The sequence below is a fragment of the uncultured Prevotella sp. genome (assembly GCF_946407605.1).
Classification (GTDB): domain Bacteria; phylum Bacteroidota; class Bacteroidia; order Bacteroidales; family Bacteroidaceae; genus Prevotella.
Window position 1 is genome coordinate 25,231 of the sequence record NZ_CAMJOS010000026.1, and the last position, 25,267, is coordinate 50,497.

A 25,267-nucleotide genomic window follows, 5' to 3' on the forward strand; every position below is an offset into this window, starting at 1 on the left:
TCTTCTTAGTTCAGGCGCACCATCACCGAAACAACCTGTCCAGCAGTCTTCTCGCCTTCCAACAGTACGCTTACCTTACCTTTGTTTGTGCCTTCCACATCGGCTCGGAAGCTCAGTTTGCGTCCGTCGAGCAGCATGCAGGTACCCAGCAGCGACTGGCTGGCGCCAGCGTAGCTCATCCTCAGCGAGCTCAGCACCATCTGGTTCAGATACGGTTGTATGTTGCTGGCCCAAGACAGAGGAATTTCCTCAGCCTCGTCTTTCGACAGGTCGCAGCGCCAGTACGACTGTGGCAGTGTACCACTATTCGTCTCAACCACATAGGTCACGCCGTCGAAATATTCTGTGGCGTCCTTGGGATAGTGGGCAGGCAAGGGGCGCTCTGTTAGCGTACGTTTCTTCGGGTCGAAGGTGTAGATGCTGTTATTGCTGCCATAGACCGTGCTGTTGGATAGCCACGACATTGTAGTACCCTTGAAAACGGGGAAGTTCAGACCTGTTTTATCCCTGCCTAAGAACGACACCTCGCCGTCTGTCTCTGCTATCAGTTCGTCGGCGGAAGCCTCTCCGTTTGCAACCTTCACCTTATAGAATGATGTCTTGAGAACCTGATTCATACCTTGCTTCTTGTGGGCGATACGACTTATATACAGTTCGCCTCCCACGCTTGCCATTGTTCCTCCTTCATAAATGGTATAGTTGTCATAATCAGTTCCCTCTTTCAAGTTTATGGGCAGCACCTGATAGGTGTTGGGCATGATGATATAAGGCTCCCAGAGGTTCTGGCTGTACATTAGCTCTGTGCCGATGTAGCCTTCGTTTGTCGGCATCACGTAGTGGGCATAGATGCTCGTGGGCGATACCGTCACCACATCCATCGTGTTACCTTTGTCCTTCAGTTGGAAGATGATGTTCTGTGCGCCTGTCGACAGGATGCCATCGCCGTAAGGCTCAATGCTGCCATAGAGGTACTGTGCACGTGATTTCAAGGTCATGTTGCTGCCTGGACAGCCCTGCCCGAATGTCCACTCAAACAATGCTCCGTCGCTGGTGCGCACCAGATAGTTATACGTGCCCTCCCAGTCAATCAGCAGCTTCTTGATAGCATCGCGGATGGCTTGGTCCTTCACCTCGTTCAGTGTTGGGCACGCATATTTACAGTCCTTTAACCACAGCCATTTGTCGCCAATAGGGAGCACATCCTCAATGTCGAGCCTCATGCGGGTCTGGATGACCTCAGCCGTCTCGCTGTCACCGCTCTTCACCTCAATGGTGTAGGTCACCTCCTCCAGCACGCCATTGTCGTTCATCTTGTAGAGCATCGATGCCACCTGGGCGTCTACATCACCCTCTCCACGCGACATGGCCACGTCGCTACTGGTCAGTGCCAGCATCTTGGCACCTGCGATGTTTGCCTTCTTAAACTTCAGGCCGCTCACACTCTTGCTGCCTCCGTCTCCGTCGCCATCATCACCGCACGCTGTTGTCACACATGCCAGGGTCACCATCGCAAGGCTCACCATCATTAATCTGTAAATTGTCTTCATATTGTTCTAAGTTGTTATTGACGCAGCAAAGATAGGAAATATCATTTATATTTCCAAATAAATCGGCAATTATTTCATAAAAGACTTGCTTTGATTTAAGGAGATGCCTTCCATCAAAGAAAGGAATGATTCCTTTGAGTGAAAGGAACCATTCCTATAGGGGTAAAGAGCCAATCTCTTTAAGTGAAAGAGCCTATCTCCTTGAATGAAAGAAGATATCTCTTATTTTATGAATACTTTTCTGGACCTTCCGTTGGCGCTACGCTCTATGCAGAGGCCTCGTGGATTTTCGAGACGACGGCCTTGCAGGTCGTAGTAGGTCTTGGGCAGGTTGACATCGTTATGGAGCTTGAGGGGCTCGATGGCGGCAGCACCACGATCAATGGTGAGAATGTAGGTGTTGAGGCTGCGAGCGGGCATAGGAACAATAACGGTGTCAGTAGGATGGTCGAGGGTGATGGGAATCTCCTGACAGAGGCTGTCTTTCTCGTTGCCCGTAGACTTCATGTGGATACCTCCGTTGACCTTGACAGGCAGGATGAGCTTCAGGTCGTGGGCGTTTTTGGTGGTGTCGATAGCCATCACAATGATTGAGTCGCCTTTGATATAAGCTGAATACTCAGCACCAGCACCCTCACCCGAGGTCTTGTCACGATTGGTGGCAAGGCGGGTAGAGCCAGTGACGTTTCTTGAGAAGTGGCTGAGCACATAGGCACGGGGCAGCAGCTTGTTCTTGGTATTCTTCATGTCGCCTACGTTGTACTTGGTCTCGCCAGTGCCTACGAAGGCCCAGTGGGCACGCATATACCAGTAGATATAGCCTGTACAGCCGGCCAGCATGCACTCGTTGAGCTCTTCGGCAAAGATGAGCTGCTCGTGCCAGTTGGGCAGGTGGTCGATGTTATCGGTGCATGAGTGTTCTGTCATCCACACTTCCTTGCCGTACTTGGTGGCCAAGACAGCCGACTTCTTCATGTACTCGAGGGGTGCGTGACCATAGAGGTGACCAGCCACAATGTCGATGTGCTTGCGGCAGGTGGTGTCGTTCATCAAGGGGTCAGTATAGTTCTGGGTGAAGCCGAGACTCTCGCCGCTGATGAGCTTGACGCCGTTGTAGGTCTCGCGGTCGAGCATGTGGGCATTCTCCTTCACCAGCTTGACCAAGTCTGCAGGGTCGTAGAGACAGCCAGAGTAGTCGACCCACCAGTCGGGCTCGTTCTGAATAGAGACAGCATCGACCTCTACACCTTTTTTCTTCATGTACGCCAGATAGTCGTTGAGCCAGGGGAAAAACTTGGGATAGCAGTCTAAGCGCAGCTTGCCCCTCTGTTTGCCCTGAGAATCGCTGTTACCACCCTGGGCAGTGCCGTTGGTCTTGAAATCACCTGGGGGTGACCAAGGGGTACCGAAGACGATGCCGCCAAATTTCTTGACAATCTTGGCTGAGGGTACGCCGCCCTGCCAGTTATAGGTGTTTCCCCAACTTGAACCATCGTCGCCAGTGTGGCTGGGTGAAATCTCAGCTCGCATGATGTTCAGACAGATCTTGTACTGTGGGTCGTAGAGCAACTTTACGGGAGCAGTTTCGGTGCCGTAGGGTTTCATGGCACCATCGCAGCACGCAGCTCCGAAGCCTGTAACGTGCTGCTTGGCCTCGTCTTTAATGATGAGCGGAATGACGGCAGCCTGAATGGATGAGGCAGCTGCCAGCGCTACGAGTGTAGTAAAAACTTTTTTCATTGTGTAGGTGAATTAAATGAGTTATAAATAAATGTTCATTGTCTGCTATATGTTAGTCAACTGGCGTATCTGCGCCACTTTCTGCTGCATGGGCAGTGTGGCATCAATCCAGTGAATGGTAAATCCTCGCCGCTCCATGCCTCGAAACCAGGTCATCTGGCGCTTGGCAAACTGATGGATGGCGATTTCGAGCTGACGAAACATCTCGTCGTAGGTGAGACGTCCGATGACATACTCCGTGAGGTACTTATACTCCAGGCCGTAGTAGATGAGGTCGTCGGCAGGAATGCCTTCGGCCAGCAGTCCTCGCACCTCGTCAATCATTCCTTCGTCCAAGCGGGCCTTGAGGCGACGGGTAATCTTCTCGCGACGGAGGTCGCGATCAATATCGATGCCGATGATGACGTAGGGCGTCTGTTTCATGTTAAAGGCTTCATGCTTCATGTCGCCCTGTTGCCCTAACTCAATCTCTATGGCGCGGATAGCCCGTTGAGCAGTATCTACATCGGTGGTGTTGTGCATGTTGGAGCCGTTTTGGCGCTTCAGTTCCTTGAGCATCACCGTGAGTTCCTCGAGTGACTTGCCCTCCAACGAGGCGCGAAGTTCGGGGTTCTGGGGCACTGGCGAGAGCTGGTAGCCCTTCAGCACTGCCTCGATATATAGGCCTGTGCCGCCACAAAGTATAGGCTGTCGCCCTCGTGCCATGATGTCGTCGTAGGCCTTCTGGAAGTCCTGCTGGTACTGGAACAGGTTGTACTTCGTCCCCGGCTCACAGATATCAATCAGATGATAAGGGATTCTTTCCCCTTTCCTCTTTCCACTTTCCACTTTATAATCACTCAGATCCTTGCCCGTTCCGATATCCATGCGGCGATACACCTGACGGGAGTCGGCAGAGATTATCTCTCCGCCAATCTCAGCTGCCAGATGGGCTGCGAGGGGCGTCTTGCCCGAGGCTGTGGGACCTAATATCGTGATTAGCATCTTATGTCTTTATTCGTTGATGTCCTTAAACCAAACGTTGATTTCCTTGCCTTCGGGCACTTGGCTGAGGTATTCCTGCGCCTCTTCCTCGGAGATTTCCTTGCCATCGAGCTCAGCGCCGTCAATTTTACCCTCTACCTTCAGCATGTTGAACTTCCAGATGCGTTTGCCGTTTTTGTAGGCGTAGATTTCTTGATACCAAGAGGGACCACCAGCAGGACCGCCAATCAGGAGGTAATACACACCATCCTTTTCACTACAGTTGGCGCGGAACTTTGGCGTCTCGATGGCCACCAGTTCGAACTGGTCGTTGTCGCGAATGAAGAAGGCGCCATTCTCGTCATCCTTGTCACGCAGCCATATCCACTCGTTCTCGTAGTCAATATAGCAGTGGGCCCACTTGGTGAACGTCACACTGGCGTCGGAACCCTCGGCGTCGTGGTATATCTTCTCCATCTTAGCGATGTCGCTCTTCCACACAGGCGTCTCCTCGTCGACCAGACAGTGGTAGGTCTCGTAGTTCAGACGGGTGAGCTGGCCTTCGCGGACATAGAACATTCCCACAGCCACACTCTCAGGGGCATAGCGGCGATAGCAGAGCTCGAGGCCCTTGGGACCCTCGAAAGCGGCAGCCACAAAGCAGCCCACATACTCGCCATCGTCATCGGCATTCCACGTGCAACCCCATTGCGGGTCGTAATAGCCAATGTTCTCGTTGGCATAAACCTCGTCGCCCTTGATGAGCACGTCGAGAGCCAGCGAGAATTTGCGGTCGGGGTCGTACTCGTCCTTGGGGGCATTCTTATACTCGCCCTTGAACTGTAGCTTGCCCCAGATATAATCCTTGCCAATGCGGCAGGTCTGGGCAGAGGCATCCACCTTCATGCCGTATTTCTGTTCCAACTGCTTCACAGCGGCCTGGGGCAGGGGAGTGCCAGCCTGACTGTCGTTGATGTCGAGGCGCTGGCGCGACTGCAGATAGCTGTCGGTAACGATGATGCTCAGGTGCTCGGTGTTGAGGTCCTTCTTGCTGTTCTCGAAGTCGAAGCGGGCGCAGAGCGAGGGAATGTCGTTGCGACCATGTATCTCGCCAATGCTGGGACGGTTGCCGTCAGGGTCTTTCAGCACCTCATCGATGAACTTCACCTTGACGGTACCTTTTTGCGTAAGCAGGTTGATGTATTCTGTCTTGTGTTGACGGAACAAATCCTGAATGGCCCATGCCTTATGGCCCTCTTCGTACCAGTCGGCATTCTCTTCCGTGTTCTGAGGCTCATCAAGGTCAGACCAGTAGAGCATCTGCATATACTGGGTGTCCTCTGCAGTCATGACGAACATGGGGAGGGGTGTAGCATCTGGCAACTCTGTCAGCGCGCTGTCGGCGGCGATAGAGTCGTTTTCGGCATCCTGAGACTGTTGTTTCGTGGCATTGCCACAGGCCATCATCGTTGTCAGCACTACGGCTGCGAGGCCCCATAACATCTTCTTCATAATCAGGTTTTTTGTTATTCGGGTTGATTTTGGTGGCAAAGGTACTAATAAGTGAGCGAAAAACCAAATAAAATTGAGTTTTTTCCGAATGTGAGTACCTTTGAGCAAAGCTAAAAGACACAAAAAAAAGCCACCCGATAAAAATCGAGTGGCATTTATTTAATATCTGAGTGGTATTACTTCAGTTGACTTCGTCGACTCAAATACGCGACTCGGCAAACTGAAAGCAAACTTTCATTTGCTCTCGCTGCTTATTTGAGTTCAGCGAGGTACTTAATGGTGCGAACCATCTGAGAAGTGTAAGAGTTCTCATTGTCGTACCAAGCAACAACCTGTACGAGAGAGTTGCCGTCACCGATCTTAGAAACCATGGTCTGGTTAGCGTCGAACAGTGAACCGAACTTCATACCGATGATGTCGCTAGAAACGAGCTTCTCCTCAGTGTAACCGAAGCTCTCGTTGGTAGCAGCCTTCATGGCAGCGTTGATACCCTCAACAGTTACCTCACCCTTAACAACAGCGTGCAGGATAGTGGTAGAACCTGTAGGAGTTGGAACGCGCTGAGCAGCACCGATCAGCTTACCGTTCAGCTCAGGAATAACGAGACCGATAGCCTTAGCAGCACCAGTAGAGTTAGGAACGATGTTCTGAGCACCAGCACGAGCGCGCTGAACATCACCCTTGCGCTGAGGACCGTCCAGAATCATCTGGTCGCCAGTGTAAGCGTGAACAGTGGTCATGATACCGCTCTGGATGGGAGCGAAGTCGTTCAGAGCCTTGGTCATAGGAGCCAAGCAGTTGGTGGTGCAAGAAGCAGCTGAGATAACAGTGTCAGCAGGAGTCAGAGTCTTGTGGTTAACGTTGTAAACGATGGTGGGCAGATCGTTACCAGCAGGAGCAGAGATAACAACCTTCTTAGCACCAGCGGTCAGGTGGGCAGAAGCCTTCTCCTTAGAAGTATAGAAACCTGTGCACTCCAGAACAACGTCTACGTCCAGCTTGCCCCAAGGCAGCTCAGCAGCGTTAGGAATAGCATAGATGGTGATCTTCTTGCCATCAACTACGATGAAATCCTCACCAGCCTCTACAGTGTGCTTGTTCTCACCGAACTTGCCACAGAAACCACCCTGAGCGGTGTCATACTTCAACAGATGAGCCAGCATCTTGGGGCTGGTCAAGTCGTTGATAGCTACTACTTCATAACCTTCAGCCTCGAACATCTGACGGAAAGCGAGGCGACCGATACGGCCGAAACCGTTAATTGCTACTTTTGTCATTTTACTTTAATTTATTAAAAGGGTTTGTTATAAAATTCGAGTTATTTTTGCCTTTTTGAGCATTTTTTCCTCATTTCGCGTGCAAAGTTACGAAAAATTTCCTATATTTGCACCCAGAATCTGTATTAATTTAAGTGAAAAGTGAAAAGAGAAAACGGAAAACTGAGATATATCAAGAAAAAATAGACAATATTGCAACTCGAAGATTACAATTCAAACAATAACGTTAAACTTTAAAACATTAAGGACTATGGGATTTATTAAAGAATTCAAGGAATTTGCCATGAAGGGCAATGTGATGGACATGGCTGTCGGTGTAATCATCGGCGGTGCGTTTGGTAAGATTGTGACCAGTTTGGTCAACGATGTGCTGATGCCTGTTATCAGTCTTGCTACTGGCGGCATTGACTTCACCAATCTGTTTATCAACCTTTCAGGCAGCGAAAAGTACGAGACGATACAGGCTGCACAGGAGGCTGGTGCCTCAGTATTTGCCTATGGACAGTTTATTCAGAATGTTGTGGACTTCCTGATTGTGGCATTCTGTATCTTCCTCATGCTCAAGGGCATCAATAAGTTGAATCGTAAAAAGGAAGAGCCCGCTCCCGAGCCCGAGGCTCCTAAGGGTCCTACCCAGGAGGAACTGCTGGCCGAGATTCGCGATCTGCTGAAGCAGAAGTAAGTTACACCTTTATATAATAAGAGGCGGCTGTGACTAAAACCCCACAGCCCCTCTTTTTTGTTTTCGACCGCTGATGATGCGGATGACATGATTCTATGCCTGCTTGCGGAAAATCAAGAAAAGGGGCCTTTTTTTGTCGTTGTTATCGCACATAATGCGCTTTTTTCATGAATAATGCATAACTTTGCACCCGATTTTCAAAGGATAATAAAGACGTAATGAATACTTTAGACCTGAAGCCGAAACTTTTTTCGGCCATTAAAAAGTACAACAAACAGACGCTGATGGCCGACCTGATGGCTGGTATCATTGTGGGCATCGTGGCACTGCCCTTGGCTATTGCTTTCGGTATTGCCAGCGGTGTGTCGCCCGAAAAAGGTATTATCACTGCTATCGTGGCAGGTTTCACTATCTCCGCATTGGGCGGAAGCAAGGTGCAGATTGGTGGTCCTACGGGTGCATTTATCGTTATTGTAGCTGGCATCATCAATGAATATGGCATGCAGGGACTGACCATTGCCACATTGTTGGCTGGTGTGTTTCTCATAGGTTTTGGCTTGCTGCATCTGGGCACCATCATCAAATATATTCCATACCCCATCATCGTGGGTTTCACCAGCGGTATCGCTGTGACCATCTTCACCACGCAGGTGAAAGACTTGCTGGGCATGCAGATGGATGGCCCAGTGCCGAGTGACTTCATTGAGAAATGGATAGCGTATGCACAGAACCTGACGCATATTGACCCATGGAGTGCGGGTGTGGGCTTGGTAAGTGTGGCCATCATTGCCACAGCACCTAAGCTGAGCAAGCGTGTGCCTGGCTCGCTGATTGCCATTATCGTGATGACGGTAACAGCCTTGCTGCTGAAGCAATATGCCGGCGTGACCAGCATCGAGACCATTGGCGACAGGTTCAGCATCTCATCGCAGCTGCCCGATGCCGTAGTGCCCGAGCTGACGTGGGAGACCATCAAGAATCTGGTGCCACCGGCACTGACCATTGCCATCCTGGGCGCTATAGAGTCATTGCTGTCGGCTACAGTGGCCGATGGTGTCATAGGTGACCATCACAACTCAAACACAGAACTTATCGGTCAGGGCGTAGCCAATATCGTGACGCCTATCTTCGGTGGTATTCCCGCCACTGGCGCCATTGCCCGTACCATGACCAACATCAACAATGGCGGACGTACACCTATCGCTGGCATCATTCATGCGGTGGTGTTGCTGCTCATCTTCCTGTTCCTCATGCCATTGGCACAGTATATCCCAATGGCCTGTCTGGCTGGCGTGCTGGTGGTTGTGAGCTACGGCATGAGCGGATGGCGTTCGTTCACAGCCTTGATGCGTAACCCCAAGAGCGACATCACCGTGCTACTGCTGACGTTTTTCCTGACCATCATCTTCGACCTGACTATCGCCATCGAGGTGGGTATTGTCTGCGCTTGTCTGCTCTTTATGCGTCGTATGAGTGAGACCACCGACGTGAAGGCCGTCTACGATGAGATTGACTTGAACGAAGATGCCGATATGGAGCGTGGTAACCTGGAGCACCTCACTATTCCCAAGGGCGTGGAGGTCTACGAGATCAACGGTCCGTATTTCTTTGGCGCAGGTAATAAGTTCGAGGATTTGATGGGACGTTTTGGCGATCGTCCAAAGGTGCGTATCATCCGTATGAGGAAGGTGCCTTTCATCGACTCAACGGGTCTGCACAATCTTGAGAATATGTGCCTGATGAGCAAGAAAGAAGGCATCACTGTGGTGCTTTCGGGTGTGAACGAGAAGGTGGAGGCAGTGCTGAAACGCAATGGTTTCCCCCAGCTCTTAGGCGAAGAGAATATCTGCAATCACATTGACCTGGCACTGGCTAGAGCCAATGAGATTGTGAAATAGTAATAAGGAGTCGTTATAGATCAGGCATGGGAATAGCATCGTCGAAATGCCATGCCTGATCCTTATGACGGTCGTTTAAGACCTTGTTCCGAATACGATGAGCCAACTCATCATCGGGCAGGTCTTTATCATTTTCTGGATTCTTGACTACATTCTCCACGTGGATGAGCCATGCGGTGTGGTTGTCGGAATTATTGCTGGTCTCGTCGATGAGACACTGGGCCTTCAACTCATCGGTCATCGTGGAGTCGCTAATAATCTCCATCAGTCGCTCGTCCTCCAACTGTTCCAGCATACCGTCAGTGCACATATAGAAATAGTCGCCGGGCCTAATGTCAGCGATATGGGCTAGAGAAGGACGGGTGCGCTCCACCTGATGGGGCTGCATGCCTTTCAGAATAATGTTTTTCTTGGGATATTTAGCCATATCGTTGTAGCTGATCTCGCCCATCTCGTAGAGCTGATGCACCAATGAGTGGTCGCGAGAACGGAACAGCACGCCACGTTGCGCTCCCAGTGAAGGGCGCAGGTGGTAGATGCGGCTGTCGCCAATATGAGCCACCAGACAACCTTGCTCGTGAAAACAGAGAAAGGTCATCGTGGTGCCCATGGCGGCTTCGTTGTCTGTATCGGCAGCGTCCAAGGCCTCGTAGGCGGCACTCATACAGTGGGCGAGGTCGTCGTCGGTAAAGGTACCAAGAGTGTGCAGAATGGTCTCTGCCACTCTGCCCAAGGTTTTACACACGACCTCACTGGCCACCTCACCCTTGTCGAGTCCGCCCATGCCGTCGCACACCACAAACACACGGTGGTCGCAGTTGACTTGGTTGGGTAGGGGGTAGATGGCATCCTCCTGGTTTTGGCGTCGTCCTAGTTCGTGGATGGCCTGCGGATGATACAGCTTATAGTTCATTCCCACTCAATTGTTGCAGGTGGCTTTGACGAAATGTCGTAGCAGACGCGGTTGACACCACGCACCTTGTTGATAATCTCGTTTGATACCTTAGCCATGAAGTCATAGGGCAGATGGGCCCAGTCAGCAGTCATAGCATCGGTAGAGGTGACGGCACGTAAGGCAACGGGGTGCTCATAAGTACGCTCATCGCCCATCACGCCTACTGAGCGGACGGTAGAGAGCAGGATAGCACCTGCCTGCCACACCTTATTATATAAAGTCTCACCATCGGTATCGACATATTCGCGCAGTCCGCGGATGTAAATATCATCGGCATCCTGCAGGATGCGTACCTTCTCTGGGGTGATATCGCCCAGGATACGTACAGCTAAACCAGGACCGGGGAAAGGATGACGGGTAATCAAGTGCTCGGGCATGCCCAGCTGACGGCCCACACGACGAACCTCGTCCTTGAACAGCCATTTCAGAGGCTCGCACAACTGCAGGTGCATCTCCTTAGGCAGTCCACCTACGTTGTGGTGGCTCTTGATGACCTTACCAGTGATGTTCAGACTCTCGATACGGTCGGGATAGATGGTGCCCTGTGCCAGCCATTTGGCATCGGTAATCTTCTTGGCTTCGGCATTGAACACCTCGACGAAGTCGCGACCTATAATCTTACGCTTTTGTTCGGGGTCAGTGACACCTGCGAGGTCGCCAAAGAACTTTTCGCTGGCATCGACGCCAATGACGTTCAGACCCAGACAACGGTAGTCGTTCATCACCTGTGTGAACTCGTTCTTGCGCAGCATGCCATGATCAACGAAGATACAGGTGAGGCGGTTGCCAATGGCCTTGTTCAGAAGAACGGCTGCAACGCTGGAGTCAACACCACCCGAGAGGCCCAGAATCACGCGGTCATTGCCCAGTTGAGCCTTCAACTCAGCAACGGTGCTGTCGACAAATGAGGCAGCACTCCACTCCTGGCGAGAGCCACAGATGTTGACTACGAAGTTCTGAAGCAATGTCTTGCCCTGTAGGGTGTGGTACACTTCGGGGTGAAACTGCACAGCCCAGATGGGGTGTGTGGTAGAGGCGAAGGCAGCGTTCTTCACATCCTTCGTAGAGCCGATGACCTCAAAGTCAGAAGGGATGGCGGTGATGGTGTCACCATGACTCATCCATACCTGAGAACCTTTCTCGAAGCCCTTGAACAGCGGGTTGTCGAGGTTGATGGTCTCGAGGTTGGCACGTCCGTACTCACGTGAGTCGGCCTTTTCCACCTTACCACCGAGGGCGTTTGAAATGAACTGGGCGCCATAGCAGATGCCCAACACAGGCACTTTGCCTACGAACTGCGAGAGGTCAACCTTGAAGGCTTCGGGGTCGTGGACGCTATAGGGCGAGCCACTGAGGATGACGCCAATGACGGAGTCATCGCCCACGGGAAACTTGTTGTAAGGCAGAATCTCGCAAAAGGTGTCCAGCTCACGTACCCTGCGGCCTATCAGCTGCGTTGTCTGAGAACCGAAATCGAGGATAATAATCTTTTGCATTGTAATTATAATGATTTAATGAATTGTTCTGCTTGGTCCAGTGTGTCGAGCTTGCCAACATCCATGAGTTGGAGGTCATCCTTTACCATGCCTACGATGCGGGCACGATGGCACACAGAGAGGTAGAAATCGATAATGGGGAAACGCTCGGGAAACTGCTCCATCAGGGAGAAAAGACGGGGCGAGAAAGAATGGATGCCAGAAAAGGCAAACTCATTGAATGGCTCGCCATGCTGGGAGAGGCCAGTGCGACGCACATATTCATAAGGACTCTTAATCTCACCAGTCTCGATGTTCTTCCAACCCATGAGTCGCATGGCGTTGTCGAACAGTAGATAACGCTTGGTCTTGCGCTTGCTCACCAACAGCACGGCATCTTCTTCAGGTAGGTGCTGGCGTGAGAACCAGTCGTAGTCAACATTATCCAGAATATCGACATTATGAATCAGGATGGGCTTCTCAGCATCAAACAAGGGTGCTGCCTTCTTCAGTCCGCCACCAGTTTCTAATAACTGTGCCGTTTCGTCACTGAACTGCACCATTGGGGCATAGTCGCGTATTGACACATAATCCTTAATCTGCTGAGCGAAATGATGTATGTTCACCACGAAATGATCATACTCTGCCGCCAGCAGCCTTGATATCACAATATCTATTAAAGGCTGTCCACCAACCCTGACAAGTGCCTTCGGCATTGTGTCAGTGAGTGGTTTCAATCGGGTGCCTAAGCCCGCTGCGAAGATCATCGCCTGTTTCATGGGTGCAAAATTACAAATTTTCTTTGAGACAAACCGCTTAAATCATGTTTTTTTACGATTTGAGCGATGATTTTTGTTACAATGACGCATCATGAGACCGTAGGATATGACTACTTATAGCGTTATTTCATATCTTTGCACTCATAAATCCTAATACAAATTATTTTTTAACTTAAAACGTATTTAAAATGAAGAAGACATTTATTGCTATTTTTGCTGTTATAGCTTCTGTGCTGACAGCTTGTAGTGACAGTGCATCATCACTCGTTGGCGATGCCATCAGTGCTGCTGAAAAAGAAGTGCAAATCACAGAGTCACCCGTGCTGGGAACCATTCCTTCACTTGACCAGCAGAAGAAAGTAGCCAATGATTATATCAGTGACTACATCAGTAAGGCAATGGACAAAGCCGAGAAACGAGAGGAAATGTCGGAACTGGGTAACAAGAAGAAGGCTGCTAACGCAGAGATCAACGTCATTTACCGCGATAAGCAGATTGAAGCTTTGAAGGCTCTTGATGGTAAAGAGGTGAAGGTGACGTTTGATGAGTCGTGCTTCAGTGCAGGTAAAGCCAAGATTGTGCTTACTGGCGATACCGCAGCCACCAAGGTTTCAGGTGCACGCTATCAGATTATCGTTGAACTGACTGCAGCCAAGGATACAGAAATCTGTTCTGCACAGGTGCAGGATGCTGAAGGCAATAAGCTGAGGGATCTGGCTTGGTTCTTCGATTCCTTTAAGAACGTGTCAGAGGAAAACAAGATCGTGAAATATGGCAAGGCCAGTGCTATCAAGGCCGGTGGTACGTTTACTATCGAGATCGACGGTATCAATGTGGGTACCAAAGATACTGGTTTGAAGTTCGACCACCTCTATTTCACATCAGGCTACTAAATCATTTCTGGAAATAGTTGCTAGGATTTAATCCGGTCAGCTTAATAAATGCGCGGCGGAAAGTGCTAATGCTCTTGAAGCCGCTTTCTGAAGCAACAAATTCCAATGTATACTCTGGATGATCTTTCATCAAGGGTATACTTTTTTTATTGAGGCGTAATCTATTGATATAGTCGTAGAAAGTCTGTTGTTGCACTTGACTCAGGTAACGGCTCAGATAGGTGCGGTTGGTGCCAATGGCTACGGCTAAGTCGGTCAGTGTCAGGTCTTTGTTCAGATAAAGGGCCTCCTGTTCCATCACCTCCTCCAAGCGATGGGCAAAAGGAAATGCCGTCGTGGATTCTTCTTCCTCAGTGGCAGGTACCTTCTCGTTGCTGATGGCAATGGGTTGGTAGTTATAGCTGAAGTGCAATACCAGTAACCACAATCCCATGGTAGAGATATAATAGATGGTGTCAGTGAATACGTTGGCTAATATGCTGGTGGCCAGCCACGACAGTTGGCTGACAATGGCAAAGAAAAACACATAACGTAGCCATGACAAGTCTATATTCTCAATGTTTGAGTAGTTCTCGCGGATATAGCGGATATAGTGTCGTGCCTTGAAATAGCCAATGCCCACAACAGTCCATGCGAAGCACCAGAGGAAGATGTAATAGGCACTGATGATTTGGGGAATAGGGTAGAATACATAGGCAAGCGTGAAAAATAGGAAAGGTAGCAGCAACAACAGCACTTTCTTGCGTGATGTCCAGCCTGGCATGGTAGCCTCAAAGATAAAGACCACATACGATACTGCCGACCATCCGTCAATCAAAGCAATGTAATTGAGCATATGGGGTTTATAGAGTACAGGGAAGGTGATGATGATATCCTTCAGACTGAATGCAGCCCATATAGCCATCATCCACCCCAGTACCGTCTGAAAGCGGGTACGCGGCGATTTGCGCAAGATTAAGCAGGCGAAGATAAGATAGAAAGCCGTTGACGCTCCTGCAAAGAAGGCTGAGATATTGATACCTGTCATTTCAAGACTTGGGTGATGTTCTGTTCACGATGGCAGATACGTACCTCGATGCCGAACTTCTGGTGGATGTGCTCTGCTAAGTGCTGGGCGCTGTAGACACTGCGATGCTGTCCTCCCGTGCAACCAAACGAGAACATCAGTGATGTGAAGCCGCGCTGGATATAGCGACGCACATGGGCGTCGGCCAACTTATACACACTGTCGAGGAACGTCAGAATCTCTCCGTCATCCTCCAAAAAGCGGATAACGGGTTCGTCAAGACCGGTCAACTGCTTGTATGGCTCGTAGCGTCCAGGATTGTGGGTCGAACGGCAGTCGAATACATAACCGCCGCCATTGCCACTTTCATCCTCGGGGATGCCCTTGCGGAACGAGAAACTGAAAACCTTGACCACCAACGGTCCCTGAGCATCGTACTTGGAGAATGTGGCGGGACCATCCTGTGGATGAGGCTTATAGGGGTTCTTGTCGGTAGTCTTATAACCATCGGCACGACTGGCAGTAGCCGTAATCTGCTGAAACTGAGGTAGCTCAGTCAACTTCTCCAACAATGATACCAGATAAGGGTAGGGGAAGTTTGTGGCGTGAAGCAACTCGCGCAGGTTCTGGATAGCGGGCGGAATGCTGTCAATGAAATGCTGCTTGCGCTCAAAATAACCGCGGAAGCCGTAGGCGCCTAATACCTGAAGCGTGCGGAACAGGACAAAGAGACTGAGGCGTGCTACAAAGTGATGGGGTGTGGGTACCTCTGTGTATTGTTTCAGAGCGTGATAATACTCAAACACCAGTTCACGTCTCAGCTTATGGGGATATTTGGCAGAGGCCTGCCACAGAAATGAGGCCAGATCATAATAGTATGGGCCCTTTCTGCCTCCCTGGAAGTCGATAAAATATGGAACATACTTTTCTCCTTCCTCTTTCTCCTTTCCACTTTCCTCTAACAACATCACGTTTCTGGCCTGAAAGTCTCTGTAGAGAAAACACTGTTCATCACCTGCAGCAGTCAGGTCTTTTGCCAACAGGCGGAAGTCTGCTTCCAGCTTCAACTCGTGGAAGTCCAACTCCGTAGCCTTCAAGAAACAATATTTGAAGTAGTTCAGATCGAAGAGCACAGAGTCTGTGTCGAACTCTGGCTGCGGGTAGCAATTGGAGAAGTCCAGTTCGCGGGCTCCACGAATCTGGATGTTGGGCAACTCGCGGATGGTGCGTTTCAGTAAATCCTGCTCTTTCAACGTGTAGCGGCCTCCAGCCTCGCGACCACCTTTGATGGCATCAAACAGTGATGTTGACCCTAGGTCTGTTTGTATGTAACGTAGCTCATCATCGCTCACTGCCAGCACCTCAGGCACAGGCAACTGACGCAACTTGAAATGGCGTGCCAGAGAGATAAAGGCGTGGTTCTCGTCGCGGCTAGTGCCGATGCATCCCACTACCGTCTGTCCCTCTTCGTCTGCCAGGCGGAAATATGCGCGGTTGCTACCTGCTCCTGGCAGTTGCTCAACAGTGGCTGGCTTGCTGCCCCGATACTGCTTATATAGTTCTATGAGTTGTTGCATACCTTTTATTTATTGTGTTTCTCCTTCCATTTTCCAATCCAGTCGATGGCATAACTCTCAAGAATGGCAATAATAATCAGAAAGCCCAATGCCATGGGGAATGCCAACCATGCACTCTCCGTCCAAGCTAGTGCAATATCGAAGACCACTGTGCTCAAGGCAAACTTAATGGCCCAGCTTATAATAAACTTCCAATTCATAACGACGACAAAGGTACAAAGAAGAATGCGAACTTCCAAATTATTTCGGAGGTTTTTCCAACGTGAGGTCATAAAACAAGTGCCGGGTGTCTCACGACATCCGGCACTAAAACAAACTACTTAAAAACTAATCTACTAAAACAAATCAAAAAAATATCTTTTCGGGGTGCAAAAGTAGTCAACATTTCTTTAGCTGCCAAATAATTCTTATCAGAAATAAGGCATTTTGACAATTCTCAAAGGAAATGAGACATAACGTAAAGCATAGCCCCTATTTCAATCTTGTTTCAGACTTACATCATTCCACCCATTCCTGGGGCTCCACCCATGGGCATAGCGGGCTCTTTCTCGGGCTTGTCGCAGATAAGGCACTCGGTGGTCAGGAACATGCCAGCGATAGAAGCGGCATTCTCCAGAGCTACACGAGCAACCTTAGCGGGGTCGATGACACCAGCCTCACGCAGATCCTCGTAGACATCGGTGCGGGCGTTGTAACCAAAGTCGCCCTTGCCTTCGCGAACCTTCTGTACTACGACAGCACCTTCGCCACCGGCGTTGGTGACAATCTGGCGCAGCGGCTCCTCAATGGCACGCTTGATGATGTTAATACCAGTCTGCTCATCGGCATTGTCGCCTTTGAGGCCGGCCAGTGCATCGAGTGAGCGGATATAGGTGGTACCACCACCAGCCACAACACCTTCCTCGATGGCAGCACGGGTAGCACAGAGGGCATCGTCAACACGGTCTTTCTTCTCCTTCATCTCTACCTCGCTGTTGGCACCAACATAAAGAACTGCCACGCCGCCTGACAATTTGGCAAGACGCTCCTGCAGCTTCTCCTTATCATAAGAAGAGGTGGTGTTCTCGATTTCAGCCTTGATCTGGTTGATGCGGTCTTTGATGGCCTGTGAGTCACCAGCACCATTAACGATGGTGGTGTTGTCCTTGGTCACATTCAGTTTCTCACAGGTGCCCAGCATCTCGAGGGTAGCCTGTTCGAGCTTCAAGCCCTTCTCCTCGCTGATAACGGTACCGCCAGTGAGTACGGCGATATCCTCGAGCATAGCCTTACGGCGATCGCCAAAGCCAGGAGCCTTGACAGCGCAAATCTTCAAACCAGCACGCAGACGGTTGACTACGAGAGTGGTAAGTGCCTCAGAGTCAACATCCTCGGCAATAATCAGCAGTGGGCGTCCACTCTCAGCAGCGGGCTGCAGGATAGGCAGGAACTCCTTGATGTTCGAAATCTTCTTGTCGTAGATGAGGATGTATGGGTTCTCCATAGCGCACTCCATCTTCTCAGAGTCGGTGACGAAGTAAGCTGAAAGATAACCACGATCGAACTGCATACCCTCTACAACACCAATGTGGGTATCGCGGCTCTTGCTCTCCTCGATGGTGATGACACCATCCTTGGAAACCTTACGCATAGCCTCAGCCAGCAGCTCACCAATCTCCTTGTCGTTGTTGGCAGAAACAGTGGCTACCTGCTCAATCTTGTCATAGTTGTCACCAACCTGCTCAGCGCTCTTGGCGATATAGTCGGTAACAGCCTTTACAGCCTTGTCGATACCACGCTTCAGGTCCATGGGGTTGGCACCTGCAGTAACGTTCTTCAGACCCTCGCTGACGATGGCCTGAGCCAGAATGGTGGCAGTGGTGGTACCATCACCAGCATCGTCGCCAGTCTTTGAGGCTACGCTCTTTACGAGCTGGGCACCTGTATTTTCGAAGTGGTCTTCGAGCTCAATCTCCTTAGCTACGGTAACACCGTCCTTGGTAATCTGGGGTGCACCGAACTTCTTCTCGATCACTACATTACGACCTTTAGGGCCAAGTGTCACCTTGACAGCGTTAGCCAACTGGTCTACGCCCTGCTTCATAGCGTCGCGGGCATCGATATTGAATTTAATTTCTTTTGCCATGATTTTTGTCGTTATTACGTTATTTCGTTATTACGATATTACGAGATATCGATGATTATTTCTCAATGATAGCGAGCACATCGCTCTGGCGCATCATCAGGAACTTTTCGCCTTCAAGTTCGATTTCGGTGCCACTATACTTACCATAAAGCACTTCATCGCCCTCTTTTAAGATCATTTCTTCGTCTTTGGTACCCTTGCCTGTGGCCTTGATAATGCCGCGCAGGGGCTTCTCCTTTGCTGTGTCGGGAATAATGATTCCACCGATTTTCTCTTCAGCCGGTGCAGGTACTACGAGCACGCGGTCTGCCAATGGTTTGATAGTCATAATACTTTTATTTTTGTTGTTTTGATTAAATAATCTGCCAGGGGGTATGCCAAAAGCGTGCCAAACTGTTCTCACTGACAATTTGGCACGCATGCTATAATATAAAGAGGTGTTTCAATCTTTTTTCTCACCATTAATCACAACGTTCTTCACCACACATCCGTCTATCAATGATGGATTAAAGGCCTTTTTCTTGTCTGTGACGTTGATATTCTCAAACGAGAAGGCTGTCATAATGAACTTATCCGACTTTCCTACATTGAAGAAATTCTCACAATCCATCTGGATATTACGAATCATGATGTTATTACACTTCGACAGGGGCATGTCCTCACGATCTTCTGGCTTGAAGAACTGCGTCCAGGGACGGACCACTAGGAACGAACCGCAATCGCCCGTCAAATCCTCAACTCTCACATATTCATAATGTTGCGGTGTGTCAGGACGCATTTTCAACCAAAGCACGCGGTTGGCAGTGTGCACATGACAACGACGAAGAATCACATTCCTATCATGAATACTCTCTGAGCCCAGTGTCAGACAACCGTGCACCTTGCCATAGGTACAATCGCTTACCATGACACGTTCGCAGGGACCATTATCGGGGTCCTTGTCGGCCCAAGTGCCCTTGCCACCTTTCAGCACCACGGCATCGTCGCACACATTCATATAGCAACCACTGACAAGCACGTCCTGACAAGCATCCAGATCGATGGCATCGCTCGATGGCGCACCCTGCTTGGGGTCAACAGGTGTCACATTGTCAGTAGGCGCAAAGATATAGCATCCCAGATAGCGCACCTTCTCGCATTTGTACAAGTGATTTGTCCAAAAAGGTGAGTTGATGATGCGTACATCCTGCACCGTAACGTTCTTTGAATGAGAGATATATACGTTTCTTGGACGCATAGCTTCGAGGTTAGTGCAGTCCTTGTTAAACTGTCTGCGAATCCAGAACTCTTCCCAGTATGCCTGTCCGTTGCCGTTGATGGTTCCAGGACCTGTGATGGTGAACCCGTCGCACCCGTCAGCATTGACCAAGGCCGCAAAGTAGTTGAGCGTCTGGCCCTCCATTCGTGTCTTCATCAGTTTGAAGTCACGAATACGGTCGCTGCCTCGTAGCTCACCGTTCTCTTCTATACAAAGATGTGTGCCAGGCTTGAAGAACAGAGATCCACTGACGACGAAACCACGTGGGATGACCACTATGCCACCGCCTTCGTTGGCACAGCGGTCGATGACAGCCTGCAATTCGCGGGTCTGTACCTGGGTGGAATAGTTGCTCACACCATAGTCGGTGACAACATAGCGTTTACCCAGCGTGCTGACATCCACTCGCGAAGTGTCGGAAAACCATGTCTCTATGGGGGTGCCGTCGGGCCATGTCTCCTGCTCCACCACCTTCTTCTTTCCCATGGCGACGACGCATAATGTTAGCATCGCAAGCCCCATTATCATTCTCTGTTTCATTGCCATTTTTGCACAATAGGTTTCTTTCGGGTGCAAAATTACAATTTTTTTCGCTCTTTTTAGCGAGGATAAGAAAAAATTTTGTACCTTTGCTGCTCAATAACTAAATACGAGTATTAAAAATGAAAGAGTTTTTCAAGTACGCACTTGCCACTATTTGCGGCATTATTATCCTGTTCATTGTGGCAGGCATTATGTTTATGATCTCATTTGCAAGCATGATTGCAAGTGGTAGCGCCAAAACCGAAATCAAGGAAAATTCAGTACTGGTGCTGAAAATGGATGGCTCTGTGGATGAGCGGGCTGAAGAAGGCACACCCTTCGATGCTCTGCTTGGAATGGCAGACTTGTCGAGTCTGGGACTCGATGATCTGGTCAGCGCCATTAACAAGGCCAAAGACAACGAGAATATCAAGGGTATTTACATCGAAGGCGGTACCACCACCTTTGACTCACCTGCTACTGCTCAGCAGGTTCGCGACGCCTTGCAGGACTTTAAGCAGAGTGGTAAATGGATTATTGCATTTGCCGACCAGTATTTGCAGGGCAGTTATTATGTAGCTTCTGTGGCCGACAGCCTGTTTATCAACAAGACGGGCATGATTGACTTCAAAGGTCTGGGCGGCAAGGGTTACTATTGGACTGGTCTCTACGAGAAGATTGGTTTGAAATATCAGTGTACTCGTGTGGGCAAATACAAGAGCGCTGTGGAGAGCGTTACCCGCAAAGATATGAGTGAGAACGACCGTGAGCAACGTCTGGCCATGTATCAGGGCATCTGGAACTACTGGGTGAAGGATATGGCCAAGAGCCGTAAGGTGAGCGAGGAACAGCTGAACAAGCTTGCTGACGACAGCATCATGCTCTTTGCCAGCGTGGATGATTATAAGGCTGCTAAACTGGTTGACGGCTATATGTATCCCGAGGCTGTAAAGGGCATTATCAAGGGTAAGCTGGGTCTTGACGATGATGACGATATCAATCAGGTGACTGTCAGCGAGATAAACGACCAGGCCTCTGACGATGATAATGATGGCGACAAGATTGCAGTCTATTATGCTTATGGTGAGATTATCGATCAGATGACCAGCAGCTTCTCTACTGGCCATAACATTGTGGGCAGTGAGGTGGTGAAAGACCTGAAGGAACTGGCTGATGACGAGAAAGTCAAGGCTGTGGTGATTCGTGTGAACTCACCTGGCGGCAGTGCTGTGGCCTCTGAACAGATTTGGCATGCCATCAAGTTGCTGAAGGAGAAGAAACCTGTAGTAGTGTCGATGGGCGGTTATGCCGCTTCAGGCGGTTATATGATCAGCGCTCCAGCCAGTTATATCGTGGCTGAGCCTACCACTGTGACTGGTTCTATCGGTATCTTTGGACTCATTCCTAATGTCAGTGAACTGGTTACCGACAAACTGGGCATTACATGGGATGGCGTGCAGACCAACAAGCACACCGATTATGAGACCAACCTGGTGTTTGCCAAGGATAACGAAGAGGAGCTGCGCTTTATGCAGACTTACGTTGATCGTGGCTATGATACTTTCCTCAGCATCGTGGCAGAGGGTCGCGGCATGACCAAAGAACAGGTGCATGAGATTGCTCAGGGTCGTGTGTGGATTGCTACTGACGCTTTGAATATTAAGTTGGTTGACAAGATTGGCTCTTTGAATGATGCAGTGAAGAAGGCAGCAGAGCTGGCCAAGGCCGAGAACTACTATACTGCTCCTTATCCTGGTAAGAAGGATTGGATTGATGAGCTGCTCTCATCGACCAAAGAGTCAAAGAATACTTATCTGGACGGAGAACTGCGTGAGGCTCTGGGCGAACTCTATGAGCCCTTGGTTGAACTGCGCAAGGACCGTCAGCGTAACCGTCTGCAGGCACGTCTGCCTTTCTCGACCAGTATTCGATAACTCGATATAACATACGAGAGATAAGGTGGAAGGCGATTTTATCAAGATCAACAGGTGGCTATTGCCACTGAGCTGGCTATACGGACTGGCAGTGGGCTTTAGGAATGCTCTCTTTGAGATGGGCATTCTTAAAAGCCGTGCCTTTGCGTTGCCTGTTATCTCAGTGGGTAATATCACCGTTGGTGGCACAGGTAAAACGCCCCATGTGGAGTATTTAATAGAATTGTTACAGGGGAGTACGAAGGTTGCAGTACTTAGTCGAGGCTATAAGCGTAAGACACACGGTTTTATAGTGGCTGACGATAACACCACCGTACACGACATCGGCGATGAGCCTTTCCAGATAAAACGTAAGTTTCCGAGAGTTACAGTGGCAGTAGACAAAAGCCGTGTGCATGGTATCGAGGAACTGACAGCACGCGATAAAGATATCGACGTGGTGTTGCTTGACGATGCCTTCCAGCATCGCTATGTAAAACCTGGTATCAACATTCTGCTGGTAGACTATCATCGCTTGATTATCTATGATAAACTGTTGCCGGCAGGACGAATGCGTGAACCCTTGAAGGGCAAGAACAGGGCAGATATAGTCATTGTCACCAAATGTCCCAAGGAATTGAAACCCATGGAATATCGTGTTATCACCAAAGCCATGGATCTGTTTCCCTATCAGCAGTTGTTCTTTACCACACTGGCGTATGGGAATCTCAAGCCCATTTTCGAGAACCCGTCTTCGCCCCTCCTGTCTCAAATATCAAATCTCGAGTCTTACAACGTACTCCTGCTCACAGGTATCGCCTCACCACGACAGATGGTGGAAGACCTTGAGCCGTTGGTGAAAGAACTCACACCGCTCAGTTTTGCCGACCATCATAACTTCAGTGCAAAGGATGTGGAGTGCATCAACAGCACCTTTGAGGCTATGCCATCGCCTAAGTGTATCATCACAACCGAGAAGGACGCAGCCCGATTGGTTGGTATCAGCACTTTGAGCCAAGAGGTTAAGAAAAACATCTATTCGCTTCCTGTTCGTATTCAGTTCATGTTAGAGCAGGAAGATAAGTTTAACGAAAACATATTAGGCTATGTACGCAAAAATTCAAGAAACAGCATCCTGGTTAAAAGAAAGGATGACCACAAGTCCGAAGACAGCCATCGTTCTGGGGACAGGTCTCGGACAATTAGCTTCAGAGATAACTGACGCACTGGAAATTCCCTATAGTGATATTCCCAACTTCCCTGTATCTACAGTAGAGGGCCATAGCGGGAAACTCATCTTCGGAAAACTCGGAGGTGTTGATATCATGGCTATGAAAGGTCGTTTCCACTACTACGAGGGCTATTCGATGAAAGAAGTGACCTTCCCAGTACGTGTGATGTATGAGTTGGGCATCAAGACGCTCTTCGTCAGCAATGCCGCTGGTGGTATGAACCCTGGCTTCAAGATTGGCGACCTGATGGTCATCACCGATCACATCAACTTCTTCCCAGAGCATCCGCTGCGTGGTAAGAACTTCCCCACGGGTCCACGCTTCCCTGATATGCACGAGACCTACGACCCTGCACTCATCAAACTGGCCAGTCAGATTGCTCGCGAGAAGAAGATCCGCCTGCAGTATGGTGTCTATATGGGTGTGCAGGGACCAACCTTCGAGACGCCTGCAGAATATAAGATGTATCGTATCCTTGGTGGCGACACCGTAGGTATGAGCACTGTGCCCGAGGTTATCGTGGCCCACCACTGTGGCATCCGTACCTTTGGTATCTCTGTGGTTACCGACCTTGGTGGCTTCGACAATCCTGTTGAGGTGAGCCATGAGGAAGTGCAGGAGGCTGCCGATAAGGCCCAGCCCATCATGACAGAGATTATGCGCGAGATGATTGTACGCTCTGAGAAGGTAGAGCACAGCAAACGCGAGACCCACAATGCTGACCATCCTACAGAGGATTGGAAGAAGTAATCCGTTACACCTTATTATATATATGGAGATAGCAAAACTTGGAGAATTTGGTCTGATAGACCGTCTGACCAAAGACCTTGAGAATAAGAACGAATCAACAAAGTACGGTGTTGGCGATGACTGCGCCGTACTTCACTATCCTGACAAGGAAGTGCTGGTCACCACCGACCTGCTGATGGAAGGCGTGCATTTCGACCTTACCTATATCGACCTAAAGCATCTGGGCTATAAGTCGGCGATGGTGAATATCAGCGATGTATTCGCCATGAATGGCACTCCACGACAGATAACGGTATCGCTGGCACTGAGCAAGCGTTTCAGCGTGGAAGACATAGAGCAGTTCTATGAGGGTCTGCGCCTAGCTTGCGAGAAATGGCATGTCGACATAGTAGGTGGCGATACCACCTCTTCTTATACAGGACTGGCCATTAGCATCACCTGCATTGGCGAGGCTTCTAAGGAGGATATCGTCTATCGCAATGGTGCTCAAAACAATGACCTCATCTGCGTGAGTGGTGACCTGGGTGCGGCTTATATGGGACTCCAACTCTTGGAACGCGAGAAAAACGTGTACTATACCCAGGTGAATGAGTTGCAGAAGAAAATGGCGGAGGCAAAGGCCAATGGCGACAGCCAGAAACTTTCAACTCTCAACGCTCAACTCTCAACGCTTTCCCAGCCTGATTTCAGTGGAAAAGAGTACTTGCTGCAGCGTCAGTTGCAGACAGAGGCTCGTGGCGACATCATTCAGAAATTGCGTGAGGCAGGCATCCGTCCCACCGCAATGATGGACATCAGCGATGGACTCTCGTCTGAGCTCATGCACATCTGTAAACAGAGTGGCTGCGGATGTCGCGTCTTCGAAAAGGAACTGCCTATTGACTATCAGACAGCTGTCATGGCTGAAGAGATGGAGATGAACGTTACTACCTGTGCCCTTAATGGCGGTGAGGACTATGAACTGCTGTTCACCGTTCCTATTGGCGACCTTGAGAAGGTGAAGGCTATCGAGGATATCCACCTCATTGGACATATCACCGAACAGAAATTCGGACAAGTCCTCGTGACACGAGATGGTCAGGAATTTGAACTCAAGGCCCAAGGCTGGAATCCGCTGAGCAGTGAGAGCAATGCTAAATAAAAATTTAAGAATTGCCGAGTCG

21 protein-coding genes are annotated in these 25,267 nt (G+C 49.8%); 7 read left to right on the forward strand and 14 right to left on the reverse strand.

All coding sequences use genetic code 11. The features are described 5' to 3' along the window. Nucleotides 1-5 precede the first annotated feature (5 nt). The 5 genes from Q0R57_RS10835 to gap all read right to left on the reverse strand — a co-directional run bounded on the left by Q0R57_RS10835 (nucleotide 6) and on the right by gap (nucleotide 7,039). Complete coding sequence (locus Q0R57_RS10835; RefSeq protein WP_294747315.1) at nucleotides 6-1,547, reverse strand: hypothetical protein; 1,542 nt, start codon at nucleotides 1,545-1,547, stop codon at nucleotides 6-8. Nucleotides 1,548-1,769: 222 nt separating this feature from the next. Continuing rightward, nucleotides 1,770-3,287, reverse strand: coding sequence for a glycosyl hydrolase (locus Q0R57_RS10840; protein WP_294747318.1), 1,518 nt, complete (start codon nucleotides 3,285-3,287; stop codon nucleotides 1,770-1,772). 45 nt (nucleotides 3,288-3,332) lie between these two features. Beyond that, nucleotides 3,333-4,271, reverse strand: coding sequence for a tRNA (adenosine(37)-N6)-dimethylallyltransferase MiaA (gene miaA, locus Q0R57_RS10845; protein ID WP_294747321.1), 939 nt, complete (start codon nucleotides 4,269-4,271; stop codon nucleotides 3,333-3,335). A 9-nt stretch (nucleotides 4,272-4,280) separates the two neighbouring features. Further along, on the reverse strand, nucleotides 4,281-5,762 hold the full coding sequence (locus Q0R57_RS10850) for a hypothetical protein (protein WP_294747323.1): 1,482 nt from the start codon (nucleotides 5,760-5,762) through the stop codon (nucleotides 4,281-4,283). Nucleotides 5,763-6,013: 251 nt separating this feature from the next. Continuing rightward, nucleotides 6,014-7,039, reverse strand: coding sequence for a type I glyceraldehyde-3-phosphate dehydrogenase (gene gap, locus Q0R57_RS10855; RefSeq protein ID WP_294747327.1), 1,026 nt, complete (start codon nucleotides 7,037-7,039; stop codon nucleotides 6,014-6,016). A gap of 250 nt (nucleotides 7,040-7,289) precedes the next feature. Between gap and mscL the strand changes: the two genes are divergently transcribed. Continuing rightward, nucleotides 7,290-7,721, forward strand: coding sequence for a large conductance mechanosensitive channel protein MscL (mscL, locus tag Q0R57_RS10860; RefSeq protein ID WP_294747329.1), 432 nt, complete (start codon nucleotides 7,290-7,292; stop codon nucleotides 7,719-7,721). 218 nt (nucleotides 7,722-7,939) lie between these two features. Continuing rightward, complete coding sequence (gene sulP / locus Q0R57_RS10865; protein WP_294747332.1) at nucleotides 7,940-9,619, forward strand: sulfate permease; 1,680 nt, start codon at nucleotides 7,940-7,942, stop codon at nucleotides 9,617-9,619. Nucleotides 9,620-9,632: 13 nt separating this feature from the next. Here the strand turns inward: sulP and Q0R57_RS10870 are convergent, their stop codons facing one another. Genes Q0R57_RS10870 through Q0R57_RS10880 form a run of 3 tightly spaced genes read right to left on the reverse strand, consistent with a single transcriptional unit; the run spans nucleotide 9,633 to nucleotide 12,828 of the window. Further along, on the reverse strand, nucleotides 9,633-10,532 hold the full coding sequence (locus Q0R57_RS10870; protein WP_294747335.1) for a protein phosphatase 2C domain-containing protein: 900 nt from the start codon (nucleotides 10,530-10,532) through the stop codon (nucleotides 9,633-9,635). Beyond that, a complete protein-coding gene (guaA, locus tag Q0R57_RS10875; RefSeq protein WP_294747337.1) occupies nucleotides 10,529-12,070 on the reverse strand; it encodes a glutamine-hydrolyzing GMP synthase in 1,542 nt (513 codons plus the stop codon). Before guaA ends, Q0R57_RS10870 begins: the two co-directional genes overlap by 4 nt. A 5-nt stretch (nucleotides 12,071-12,075) precedes the next feature. Then, nucleotides 12,076-12,828, reverse strand: a complete 753-nt coding sequence (locus Q0R57_RS10880; RefSeq protein WP_294747341.1) for a nucleotidyltransferase family protein — start codon at nucleotides 12,826-12,828, stop codon at nucleotides 12,076-12,078. 188 nt (nucleotides 12,829-13,016) lie between these two features. Here Q0R57_RS10880 and Q0R57_RS10885 point away from each other — a divergent pair, with 188 nt between their 5' ends. Continuing rightward, nucleotides 13,017-13,721 (forward strand): hypothetical protein, encoded by a 705-nt coding sequence (locus Q0R57_RS10885; protein WP_294747343.1) that lies wholly within the window; start codon nucleotides 13,017-13,019, stop codon nucleotides 13,719-13,721. A gap of 1 nt (nucleotide 13,722) precedes the next feature. On the opposite strand, the gene Q0R57_RS10890 is transcribed toward Q0R57_RS10885, so the two are convergent. The 6 genes from Q0R57_RS10890 to Q0R57_RS10915 form a co-directional block, all read right to left on the reverse strand. Further along, a complete protein-coding gene (locus tag Q0R57_RS10890) occupies nucleotides 13,723-14,748 on the reverse strand; it encodes a helix-turn-helix domain-containing protein (protein WP_294747345.1) in 1,026 nt (341 codons plus the stop codon). Continuing rightward, on the reverse strand, nucleotides 14,745-16,304 hold the full coding sequence (locus tag Q0R57_RS10895) for an RNase adapter RapZ (protein WP_294747347.1): 1,560 nt from the start codon (nucleotides 16,302-16,304) through the stop codon (nucleotides 14,745-14,747). The genes Q0R57_RS10890 and Q0R57_RS10895 overlap by 4 nt, the downstream gene beginning before the upstream one ends. 5 nt (nucleotides 16,305-16,309) lie before the next feature. After that, complete coding sequence (locus tag Q0R57_RS10900) at nucleotides 16,310-16,504, reverse strand: hypothetical protein (protein ID WP_294747350.1); 195 nt, start codon at nucleotides 16,502-16,504, stop codon at nucleotides 16,310-16,312. A 293-nt stretch (nucleotides 16,505-16,797) separates the two neighbouring features. Next, entirely contained in the window at nucleotides 16,798-18,429 is a 1,632-nt protein-coding gene (gene groL / locus Q0R57_RS10905; protein WP_294747352.1) for a chaperonin GroEL, read from the reverse strand. Between the two features lie 55 nt (nucleotides 18,430-18,484). Beyond that, a complete protein-coding gene (locus Q0R57_RS10910) occupies nucleotides 18,485-18,757 on the reverse strand; it encodes a co-chaperone GroES (protein WP_294747355.1) in 273 nt (90 codons plus the stop codon). A gap of 114 nt (nucleotides 18,758-18,871) precedes the next feature. Further along, a complete protein-coding gene (locus Q0R57_RS10915) occupies nucleotides 18,872-20,173 on the reverse strand; it encodes a glycosyl hydrolase family 28 protein (RefSeq protein WP_294747358.1) in 1,302 nt (433 codons plus the stop codon). A gap of 176 nt (nucleotides 20,174-20,349) precedes the next feature. Between Q0R57_RS10915 and sppA the strand changes: the two genes are divergently transcribed. Genes sppA through thiL form a run of 4 tightly spaced genes read left to right on the forward strand, consistent with a single transcriptional unit; the run spans nucleotide 20,350 to nucleotide 25,245 of the window. Continuing rightward, complete coding sequence (gene sppA, locus Q0R57_RS10920) at nucleotides 20,350-22,143, forward strand: signal peptide peptidase SppA (RefSeq protein ID WP_294747361.1); 1,794 nt, start codon at nucleotides 20,350-20,352, stop codon at nucleotides 22,141-22,143. A 25-nt stretch (nucleotides 22,144-22,168) separates the two neighbouring features. Next, complete coding sequence (lpxK, locus tag Q0R57_RS10925) at nucleotides 22,169-23,344, forward strand: tetraacyldisaccharide 4'-kinase (protein WP_294747364.1); 1,176 nt, start codon at nucleotides 22,169-22,171, stop codon at nucleotides 23,342-23,344. Beyond that, nucleotides 23,229-24,104 carry a purine-nucleoside phosphorylase gene (locus tag Q0R57_RS10930; RefSeq protein ID WP_294747366.1) on the forward strand — a complete coding sequence of 292 codons (876 nt, stop codon included), beginning with the start codon at nucleotides 23,229-23,231 and terminating at the stop codon, nucleotides 24,102-24,104. Before lpxK ends, Q0R57_RS10930 begins: the two co-directional genes overlap by 116 nt. A gap of 22 nt (nucleotides 24,105-24,126) precedes the next feature. Then, a complete protein-coding gene (thiL, locus tag Q0R57_RS10935) occupies nucleotides 24,127-25,245 on the forward strand; it encodes a thiamine-phosphate kinase (RefSeq protein WP_294747369.1) in 1,119 nt (372 codons plus the stop codon). Nucleotides 25,246-25,267: the final 22 nt, after the last annotated feature.